A 9,334-nucleotide genomic window follows, 5' to 3' on the forward strand; every position below is an offset into this window, starting at 1 on the left:
AACGGTCAGGCCCATGCTTCGTTACATCGCCAAGCGAATGGTGTTCGCAATTCCGACACTGTTTGCCGTGTCCATCGTAGCCTTCATCATCATCCAGCTCCCGCCGGGCGACTATCTCACGACCCTGATGGCGGACTGGGCAAGCCAGGGCGGCGCGGTGGAGGCGGGCACAGTCGCCGCCATGCGCGAGCGCTACGGCCTCGATCAGCCAATCTATTTCCAGTACTACAAGTGGATCGCCGGTATCCTGACCCGCGGCGACTTCGGCATATCCTTTGATTTTGGCAAGCCGGTGACGGAGCTCATCTGGAACCGACTCGGCTTCTCGCTGCTGCTCTCCGTTCTGACGCTCTGCTTCGTCTGGGCGATCGCCATCCCGATCGGGATCCTGTCGGCTGTGCGGCAGTACTCGATTTCCGATTACACGGCGACCTTCCTGGCCTTCTTCTTCCTGGCCGTGCCCGACTTCCTGATGGCGCTCTCGGCCATGTACGTAATGTCCGCCTGGTTCGGTCAGAGCGTCGGGGGGCTGTTCTCGGCCGAGTACGTCGATGCGCCGTGGAGCCTTGGCAAGCTCATCGACTTCGCCCAGCACGTCTGGCTGCCGGTCGTCGTCATCGGCCTCGGATCGCTCGCGGCGCTGGTGCGCATCATGCGCGCCAATCTGCTTGATGAACTCTCGAAGCCCTATGTCACCACGGCGCGGGCCAAGGGCATGTCCGAATTCGAGCTCCTGCTGCGCTATCCGGTGCGCCTTGCCCTCAACCCACTGATCTCGACGATCGGCTGGATCCTGCCGGCGGTCATCTCAGGCGAGATCATCGTGTCCGTCGTCATGAGCCTGCCGACCACGGGGCCGCTGCTGCTCCGCTCGCTGCTCGCACAGGACATGTATCTCGCCGGCTCGCTCATTCTGCTGATCTCGGTGCTGACCATCATCGGCACGCTGATCTCGGACATCCTGCTCGCCATCACCGACCCGCGGATCCGGCTCCAATGACAGACATCACCAGCCTTCCGCCCGAGACGACAACGACGCTCGATCTGCACAGCAGGGACATGGCTGTTGCCGGCCAGTGGCGCCTGTTCTGGCTCAAGTTCAAGAAGCACAAGATCGCGCTCGCGAGCCTCGTGGTGATCGTGTTCATGTATCTCGTCGCGGCCTTTGCGGACTTCATCGCGCCGTTCGATCCCAACACCGCCAACTCGCGCTTCACCTACGCACCGCCCCAAGGCTTGTCGCTGATGCTGAACGGCTCATTCCAGCCGCATGTCAACCAGCTCAAGATGACCCTGAACACCGAGTCGATGCGCCGGGAGTTCGCGCCCGACCCGACAAAGCCCCTCCCGGTGTCCTTCTTCGTGCCGGCGCCGCAGCCTTATTATCTTCTCGGATTCATTCCGATGCAGACAAAGCTCTTCGGCCTCACGAATCCAAAGCCGGGCGACAGCTTTTACATCTTCGGTGCCGACCGCCTCGGTCGCGACATCTTCTCGCGCGTCGTTCACGGGGCCAAAGTTTCGCTCTCCATCGGCCTTGTGGGCGTCTTCGTCAGCCTGATCCTCGGGGTGACCATCGGCGGCATCTCCGGCTTCTTCGGCGGCTGGATCGATACCGTGATCCAGCGCTTCATCGAACTGCTGCGTTCGATCCCGACCATTCCACTGTGGATGGGCTTCGCGGCGGCGATCCCCACCAGTTGGCCACCGCTTCGCACCTACTTTGTCATCACGCTGATCGTTTCACTGATCGGCTGGACGAGTTTGGCGCGCGAGGTGCGCGGAAAGTTCCTGTCTTTGAGAAACGAGGACTTCGTGACCGCCGCCCGCCTCGACGGCATGAGCGAGATCGGGATCATCTTTCACCATCTGGTGCCTTCCTTCATCAGCCACATCATCGCGACCCTGACGCTCGCGATCCCCTCGATGATCCTCGCCGAAACAGCACTCTCCTTCCTCGGCATCGGCCTGCAGCCGCCAATTGTCTCCTGGGGCGTGCTCCTGCAGGAGGCTCAAAACATTCGCGCCGTCGCCCAGGCGCCGTGGCTGCTCTTCACGCCGGCTACCGCCATCGTCATCTCGGTTCTTTCCCTCAATTTCCTCGGCGACGGCCTCCGTGATGCCGCAGATCCCTACGAGTCGGTGTCATGACCATGACAAATGACACGATCTTGGAAGTCAGAGACCTCAAGACGGTTTTCCCGACCCGCACCGGTCTCTTCAAAGCGGTCGACGGCGTCTCGTTCGAGTTGAAGCGCGGCAAGACGCTCTGCGTCGTCGGTGAATCCGGTTCCGGCAAGTCGGTGACCGCCCGGTCGATCCTGCAGATTGTTGACAGGCCCGGCCGTATCGAGGGCGGCTCGGTCCTGCTGACGCGTGCCGACGGCTCGACGACCGACCTCGCCAAGCTCGAGCCGCGGGGCCGGGAGATCCGCGACGTGCGCGGCAAGGAGATCGCCATGATCTTCCAGGAGCCGATGAGCTCGCTCTCGCCGGTTCACCGCATCGGCACGCAGATCGGGGAGTCGCTGCGCATCCACTTCGGCACGCCCAAGCACGAGCAGCGCGAGCGCGTTCTCGAACTCCTGCGGCAGGTCGAGATCGCGCACCCTGAAACAGCGATCGATCGTTACACCTTCGAGTTCTCGGGCGGCATGCGCCAGCGCGTGATGATCGCCATGGCGCTCGCCTGCAATCCTTCTGTGCTGATCGCCGACGAGCCGACGACGGCGCTCGACGTCACGACGCAGGCCGAGATCCTCGACCTCATTAAGAAGCTTCAGCAGAACCATGGCATGGCCGTGCTCTTCATCACCCATGACATGGGTGTCGTCGCCGAGATCGCCGACGAAGTCCTCGTCATGTATCGCGGCAAGGTGATGGAGAGAGGGCCGGTCGAGCAGATCTTCCACGCGCCGCAGGACGCCTACACGCATCGGCTCATCGACTCCGTCGTCAGGCTGGAGAAGAAGGCGGAACTCCGGTTAGCGCGGCCGGCAATCCCGGCCGGGACCGCGCCGCTTCTCGACGTGCAGAATCTCTCGCTCACCTTTCCCTCCGGCCTCAAGGCGGTCGACGACGTGTCGCTGACCGTCCGCCCCGGCGAGACTCTGGGGATCGTCGGCGAGTCCGGTTCCGGCAAGACCACGATGGGACGTTGCCTGCTGCGCATCTATGACCCGCAGGCCGGCACCATCAATTATCGCCGCCCGGACGGGCACATGGTCGACATCCGCACCGCCGACAAGGGCGCGCTGAAGAAAATCCGCAGCGAGGTCCGGATGATCTTTCAGGATCCTGTGGGCTCGCTCAGCCCGCGCAAGACCGTCGGCCAGATCATCGCCGAGCCGCTCAAAATCGCCGGGATGAAGGGCAGGGAGCTCAACGACCGTGTCGCCGACCTGATGCAGCAGGTCGGGCTGGAGCCGGCCTGGCGCGAGCGTTATCCGCATGCCTTCTCCGGCGGCCAGCGGCAGCGCATCGGCCTCGCCCGCGCCATCGCGCTGAAACCCCGTCTCATCGTCGCCGACGAGGCCACCTCGGCGCTCGACGTCTCGCTGCGCTCCCAGATGCTCGACCTGATGATGAAGCTGCAGGACGAGCTCGGCCTCTCCTATGTTTTCATCTCCCATGACATGTCGGTGATCCGCTACATGTGCGACCGCGTCGCCGTCATGTATCGCGGCAAGATCGTCGAGGTGGGCGAGACCGATCAGGTCGTCAACGACCCGGCGCACGACTACACGCGGGCGCTGCTCTCCGCCATTCCCCATCCCGATCCACACAATCGGCGCATCCATAACCGGTTCCGGTACGAGGCCGGCCGCACGGCTTAAGTCAACGGATAAATCGATGAAAATCACTGACGTTAAGATCATCGTCTGCTCGCCGGGACGCAACTTCGTCACGGTCAAGGTCTTTACCGATGAGGGGCTGACCGGGGTCGGCGACGCGACGCTGAACGGCCGGGAGTTAGCTGTCGTCGCCTATCTGCGGGACCATCTCGCACCACTCTTGATTGGGCAGGACCCAAGCCGGATTGAGGACATCTGGCAGTACTTCTACAGAGGCGCGTATTGGCGACGCGGTCCGGTGACCATGGCGGCGATCGCCGGCATCGACACCGCGCTTTGGGATATCAAGGCCAAGGTCGCAAACATGCCGCTCTATCAGCTTCTCGGCGGCGCGAGCCGCGAGAAGGTGCTGTGCTACACCCATGCCCAGGGCCGCGACATTGCCGAGGCGGTGGAGGCCGTCGGCCAACGCAAGGAGCAGGGCTATAAGGCGATCCGCGTCCAGGTCGGCATTCCCGGGCTGCCGGACGTCTACGGCACGGGCGCGAAATCGGTGACGAACAACGCTCTCTACGACGCCGTCCCGCACGAGGAGACCTGGTCGACGTCGAAATACCTGCGCTACGTCCCTGATCTCTTCAAGGCGGTGCGCGAGACCCATGGCTGGGACGTTGAGCTTCTGCACGATACCCACCACCGCCTCACCCCCATCGAGGCGGCGCGGCTCGGCAAGGATCTCGAATTCGCACGCCTCTTCTGGCTTGAGGATGCGGTGGCCGCTGAGCACCAGGAAGGCTTCCGGCTGATCCGTAAGCACACCACGACTCCGCTTGCCGTGGGCGAGGTCTTCAACACCATCTGGGATGCGCGGCTTCTCATGGAAGAGCAGCTCATCGATTACATCCGCATGACGACCGTTCACGCGGGCGGCGTCACGGCGCTTCGCCGGATCATGGATTTCGCCAGTGTCTACAATGTCCGCACTGCCTGTCACGGCGCGATGGACATGTCACCGATCTGCCTCGGAGCCAACTTGCATCTCGACCTGTGGGTCCCGAACTTCGGCATCCAGGAGTATTCCGGCTACCTGCCGGAGATTCTCGAGGTCTTCCCGAGCGCCTGGAGCCTGTCCGACGGCTACCTGTATCCGGGCGATGCCATCGGCCACGGCGTCGATATCAATGAGAAGCTGGCGGAAAAGTACCCGTACCAGCGGGCCTATCTGCCTGTGAACCGTCTCGAAGACGGCACCTTGTGGCACTGGTAATCCGAGGGTACGATGAAGATCACCGCGATCAAGAGCTATGCCGTCAAGGTAGGCATCCGGAACCAGCTTCTGGTGAAAGTCGAGACGGCCGAGGGCATCTTCGGCTGGGGCGAGAGCGGCCTGTCCGGCCGCGAGAAGGCTGTCGTCGGCGCGCTCGAGCATTATGCGCAGTTCCTGCGCGGGCGCGATCCGTTCAAGATCGGCGCCCTGTGGCAGGAAATGTACCGCAGCCAGTATTTCGAAGGTGGCCGCGTGCTGCAGGCGGCGATCTCGGCCATCGACATTGCGCTCCACGACATCAAGGGCAAGGCGCTTGGCGTGCCCGTCTACGAATTGCTCGGCGGAAAGCAGCGCGACCGCATTCCGACCTTCGCGACGACCTTCGCTGAGCCCGGTCCGGCGATGATCGAACAGGCACAGATGCTGGTCGAGCACGGTTGGACGGCCATGCGTCTTTCGCCCTCCGGCCACGAGAACAAGGATACCTACGAGCCACGCGAGCATATCGCGACGACTGCGAAATGGTGCGTGAAAGCCCGCGAGGCATTGGGCGGGGATGTCGTTCTCGGCATCGACTACCACCACCGCCTCAGCGTCGCGGAGGCCGCGAGCTTCTGCCAGAAGATGCCGTCCGGCACCCTCGACTTCCTCGAGGAGCCGATCCGCGATGAGTCGCCGAGCTCCTATGAAGCGCTGCGCCGCCTCACCGACATTCCCTTCGCCATCGGTGAGGAGTTCGCGTCGAAATGGCAGTTCCAGCCGTACATTGAGCGTGACATCCACCAGTATAACCGTCTCGACGTCTGCAATGTCGGCGGCCTGACGGAATCGATGAAGGTCGCTGCCTGGAGCGAAACCCATTACGTCGATATGATGCCGCATAATCCGCTCGGACCGGTTTGCACGGCAGCGACCATCCATTTCTCGGCGGCCGTGCCGAACTTCTCTTGGCTCGAGACCCGCGCGAGCCCGGCGGAAACGCATCTCGGATTCGACAATTCCGACTTCTTCCCGATTCAGCCGCGGCTGGTGGGAGCGCATTACGCCGTTCCCGATGCTCCCGGCCTGGGGATCGAGGTCAATGAGGAACTGATCGCGCGGCAGAGCTTTGAGTTCTGGGAGGCGCCGCATCTGAGGCGGCGGGACGGCTCAGTGACCAATTGGTGATAGCCGGCGCTGCCAAGGCGAAATTGCCAGTCGACCATCACTCTGGAGGGTCAGTTCAGTCATGCCTGTTCTGAAATCGGTTCGTTCCGTTCTTGTCACAGGCGCGGGAGGCAATCTCGGTCAGAAGCTGATCGCGCATCTCCTGGCGCAGGACTGGTGCGAGCGGATCGTCGCGCTTGACCGCTCGGCACCCGCATCCGCCACGGGCGTGGACCGGGTGCGATGGGTCGAGGGTGATCTTGCGGATCCATCCGACGTGCGATGGCACGAGGCTTTGGCTGGGGCCGATGCCGCGGTGCATTTCGCAGCCCAGAATCCATATCCCGATGCGCCTTGGAGCGATGCCTGCGTGTCCTTCGACATGACCCTGGCCCTGCTGGCTGCGGCCGGTCGGGCTGAGTTGCGCCGCATTGTGTTCGCCTCCTCCAATCATGTAATGGGCCAGTACAAGGACGCACCTCTGGCCGATACCCTGACGCCCGGCGCCCTGACGACGTCCCTGCCTCCGGGGCCGGGGACGCGCTGGTTCAACGGCCGTGAGATGCTTCAGGGCTTCGCTTATGCGGCGTCCAAGCTGATGGGAGAGCGCGCCTGCCTGGCCGAGGCGCAAAGGTCGAGCGGAACGCTGACCGCCGTCAGCGTGCGGATTGGCTGGTGCCAGCCGGGAGAGAACAGGCCAGAGACGATTAACACGTCCGGCCTGCCGGGCGAGGCGACGAATGTCGGTCCGGACACCGAACGCGACCTGCGTTGGTTCCGCAACATGTGGCTCTCGAACCGGGATTTCACGGCCGCCATGGAGCGGGCGCTTCTTGCGGAGGCGGAACCGTGGCCGCAGCCCGGAATCGTGGTCAACGGTATGTCGGCCAACCGGGGCATGGCATGGGACGTGGAGACCACCCACCGGCTCATTGGCTACGAACCCAAGGACAACATCTGGGATCATGTCGCCTAAATCGGCAAGCTGACCTTTCGAGCATCTATGTGATCCTACGAAACCTCACCTTGACGCTCCTGATCTGCATTCTATGGGTACTGTCAACTTAAGGCCGAGTAGACAAAGCGTCCGGGGGCACGGCCATGAAGCCAGTTCAAATCAACCTAAGAGGGCAGCACCGGTCACATCGCGCCAGGAATTGAAGGCGCGATTGCGGGCAGCCCTGTATTCACTGGCTGAGAGGCGATGGCGACGGAGTTGGAAGTGGTTGTGGATCGGAGTGTGGATGGAGAGAAACTGCTGGGCGTGCCGGACTGACTTGAACCGCCGCATGTGGCGTTCTCGCCGTCGGGTGGGTTGGTGTGAGACCTCACAGCGGTTGTTGAGATACCGGCTCTGCCGATGTTCCACGCCCGGCAGGATCTCGCGCTCGGCGGCCCCGTAAGATCCGAGTCTATCCGTCACGATGACCCTCGGCCCGTAGCACAGGCCCTTCAGCAGCTTGCGAAAGAAGCGCTTGGCCGCCTTCGTGTTACGACGGCTCTGGACCAGCCCATCGAGCACATCCCCGTACTGATCGACGGCTCGCCAGAGGTAGTGCATTCTGCCTCGGATGCAGACGAACACTTCATCCAGAAACCATTTGTCGCCAGGTTGCGGCGACGGCGCTTCAGAGTCTTGGCGTAGCTGCGTCCAAAGCGCAGGCTCCACTCGCGGATGGTCTCGTAGCTGACCACGACGCCCCGCGCCGCCAGGATCAGCTCGACCTCCCGCAAGCTCAGACTGAAGCAGGGATACAACCAGACGGCTTGGTTGATGATCTCGGCCGGGAAGCGGTAGCCGCGGTACGGGTTGGACATCGTGCTCATGTCCAAGACCCTGCCACAGGTCCCAAACCTTCGCCAACCTGACAGTACCATCTCACTGCCGGATGACTTCGTGTGGCCGCGTCGTGATGCCTTGAGCGGGCCTGATGCCTCCACCTAATCCAAGGCGCGAAGCAACTATCGGCCGTTTATGCCCTGCTGCGTTCATGTCTGACGGCAAGATGTCTCACGCCTCCATTCCTTCTTTCCTCGTTGTTATAGCAGACGGGAGTCCTAGGTTACGTTGACGAGGGCTGATGATGACAGATGATGAAGTTGAGGCCGTGGCGGCGGAACTGGCCAAAGCTGGCGGGGTTTCCTGGCATTCCGGAGGGGAGCGTGGTCCTCTCAAGCTGGTCATGGATCGTTACCGGGACCGGGCACGCATAGCCATTGCTGCGCTTGAACGTACCCAGGCAGCTAAGCAGGCGATTTCTCCTGATCCGGTCGAGATCGAATGGGTTAGACCGAACCCCCAGGCCAGCCTTGATCGCGACTCGAACGAAGAGGTCTCGGTTGGGAGCCTGGTTCTGTACCGTCCTCCAGGAGACAAGCGAACCTATCCCTGCCGGGTTCAGAGGGTCGATGGGAGCCGCGTGTATCTTGCTCCTGAGATCCCAACCTGCACGGGCTGGGTGGATCTTGAGACCCTCGCATCCCCGGCAATTCAGTAAGGCGTCAAAGCGATGAAAACCGGCAAAACGATGCATTCCAAAGGTGCTATGGAAGCTGGCCCATTGGCGAGTTCTTCGAGCGTCTCCGCATTGGGAACCTCGGTGCCCTCGCGCTACTACTTCAACCTTACCGATGGCGAGACCATGATCCGTGATGAGGAGGGCATCGAGGCTTCCAGCATTCAGGCCGCCGTTGTCTCGGCCATGGAAGCCGTCGAGGAGCTTCGCGCACAAGATCCATCGAACTCGGATGAGTGGCAGGGCTGGCGACTGGAGATTGTCGATGCATCAGGTCAAGCAGTGCAGACGTTCCAGCTTGACGCCCTCTCCGCCCATTAAGCGGCCCCGCGCCGCGTCGGCAGCGTGGGTGCGGACAAGGGCAACGGGTCGTTAACTCTCCGCCGCTACACACAAGCCACACCGCGTCCCTGTCGCGGTGTGCCCCCACATGGAACCCCCCGCTCGGCTCTACCCCGGGCGGGGTTTCTGTATGTCGTCCGATAAAGGGAAGCGCCCCGCTCATGGCAGAGGCGCTTCAGTTCCAGAGGGAGGACAGCCCCCAACTCCCCACTCTTGGAAAGCCCCACACTGGCTGATTTGCCAGATTTGACTGCGCCGGAAAGAACACA

Annotated in this window: 8 protein-coding genes and 1 pseudogene; 8 read left to right on the plus strand and 1 reads right to left on the minus strand. The window is 62.4% G+C overall.

Going from position 1 to position 9,334, the window contains the following annotated elements; translation table 11 throughout:
• The first annotated feature begins 13 nt into the window (after window positions 1-13).
• The 6 genes from IC232_RS26580 to IC232_RS26605 all read left to right on the plus strand — a co-directional run bounded on the left by IC232_RS26580 (window position 14) and on the right by IC232_RS26605 (window position 7,183).
• Window positions 14-1,000, plus strand: a complete 987-nt coding sequence (locus IC232_RS26580) for an ABC transporter permease (RefSeq protein WP_190847968.1) — start codon at window positions 14-16, stop codon at window positions 998-1,000.
• On the plus strand, window positions 997-2,151 hold the full coding sequence (locus tag IC232_RS26585; protein WP_190847969.1) for an ABC transporter permease: 1,155 nt from the start codon (window positions 997-999) through the stop codon (window positions 2,149-2,151). Before IC232_RS26580 ends, IC232_RS26585 begins: the two co-directional genes overlap by 4 nt.
• The gene (locus IC232_RS26590; RefSeq protein ID WP_190847970.1) at window positions 2,148-3,836 is read left to right on the plus strand and encodes an ABC transporter ATP-binding protein; all 1,689 of its coding nucleotides are present in this window, start codon (window positions 2,148-2,150) and stop codon (window positions 3,834-3,836) included. The genes IC232_RS26585 and IC232_RS26590 overlap by 4 nt, the downstream gene beginning before the upstream one ends.
• Before the next feature lie 16 nt (window positions 3,837-3,852).
• Window positions 3,853-5,061, plus strand: a complete 1,209-nt coding sequence (manD, locus tag IC232_RS26595) for a D-mannonate dehydratase ManD (protein WP_190847971.1) — start codon at window positions 3,853-3,855, stop codon at window positions 5,059-5,061.
• 12 nt (window positions 5,062-5,073) lie between these two features.
• Window positions 5,074-6,228 (plus strand): mandelate racemase/muconate lactonizing enzyme family protein, encoded by a 1,155-nt coding sequence (locus tag IC232_RS26600; protein WP_190847972.1) that lies wholly within the window; start codon window positions 5,074-5,076, stop codon window positions 6,226-6,228.
• Between the two features lie 61 nt (window positions 6,229-6,289).
• Window positions 6,290-7,183: an NAD-dependent epimerase/dehydratase family protein gene (locus tag IC232_RS26605; protein ID WP_190847973.1), complete on the plus strand. Its 894-nt coding sequence runs from the start codon at window positions 6,290-6,292 to the stop codon at window positions 7,181-7,183.
• Between the two features lie 141 nt (window positions 7,184-7,324).
• On the opposite strand, the pseudogene IC232_RS26610 reads toward IC232_RS26605, so the two are convergent.
• A pseudogene (locus tag IC232_RS26610) lies at window positions 7,325-8,034 on the minus strand (IS6 family transposase).
• Between the two features lie 254 nt (window positions 8,035-8,288).
• On the opposite strand from IC232_RS26610, the gene IC232_RS26615 reads away from it, so the two are divergent.
• Together IC232_RS26615 and IC232_RS26620 are read left to right on the plus strand one after the other, a co-directional pair.
• Entirely contained in the window at window positions 8,289-8,705 is a 417-nt protein-coding gene (locus tag IC232_RS26615; protein ID WP_246812429.1) for a hypothetical protein, read from the plus strand.
• Between the two features lie 12 nt (window positions 8,706-8,717).
• Window positions 8,718-9,044, plus strand: a complete 327-nt coding sequence (locus IC232_RS26620; protein ID WP_246812430.1) for a DUF6894 family protein — start codon at window positions 8,718-8,720, stop codon at window positions 9,042-9,044.
• Window positions 9,045-9,334: the final 290 nt, after the last annotated feature.

This window comes from Microvirga sp. (genome assembly GCF_014699075.1).
Taxonomy (GTDB): Bacteria; Pseudomonadota; Alphaproteobacteria; order Rhizobiales; family Beijerinckiaceae; genus Microvirga.

Excerpts from the sequence above, each read along its gene's own strand:
- IC232_RS26580 (WP_190847968.1), top strand. The coding sequence starts at position 14 with ATGCTTCGTTACATCGCCAAGCGAATGGTGTTCGCAATTCCGACACTG.
- IC232_RS26585 (WP_190847969.1), top strand. The coding sequence starts at position 997 with ATGACAGACATCACCAGCCTTCCGCCCGAGACGACAACGACGCTCGAT.
- IC232_RS26590 (WP_190847970.1), top strand. The coding sequence starts at position 2,148 with ATGACCATGACAAATGACACGATCTTGGAAGTCAGAGACCTCAAGACG.
- manD (WP_190847971.1), top strand. The coding sequence starts at position 3,853 with ATGAAAATCACTGACGTTAAGATCATCGTCTGCTCGCCGGGACGCAAC.
- IC232_RS26600 (WP_190847972.1), top strand. The coding sequence starts at position 5,074 with ATGAAGATCACCGCGATCAAGAGCTATGCCGTCAAGGTAGGCATCCGG.
- IC232_RS26605 (WP_190847973.1), top strand. The coding sequence starts at position 6,290 with ATGCCTGTTCTGAAATCGGTTCGTTCCGTTCTTGTCACAGGCGCGGGA.
- IC232_RS26615 (WP_246812429.1), top strand. The coding sequence starts at position 8,289 with ATGATGACAGATGATGAAGTTGAGGCCGTGGCGGCGGAACTGGCCAAA.
- IC232_RS26620 (WP_246812430.1), top strand. The coding sequence starts at position 8,718 with ATGAAAACCGGCAAAACGATGCATTCCAAAGGTGCTATGGAAGCTGGC.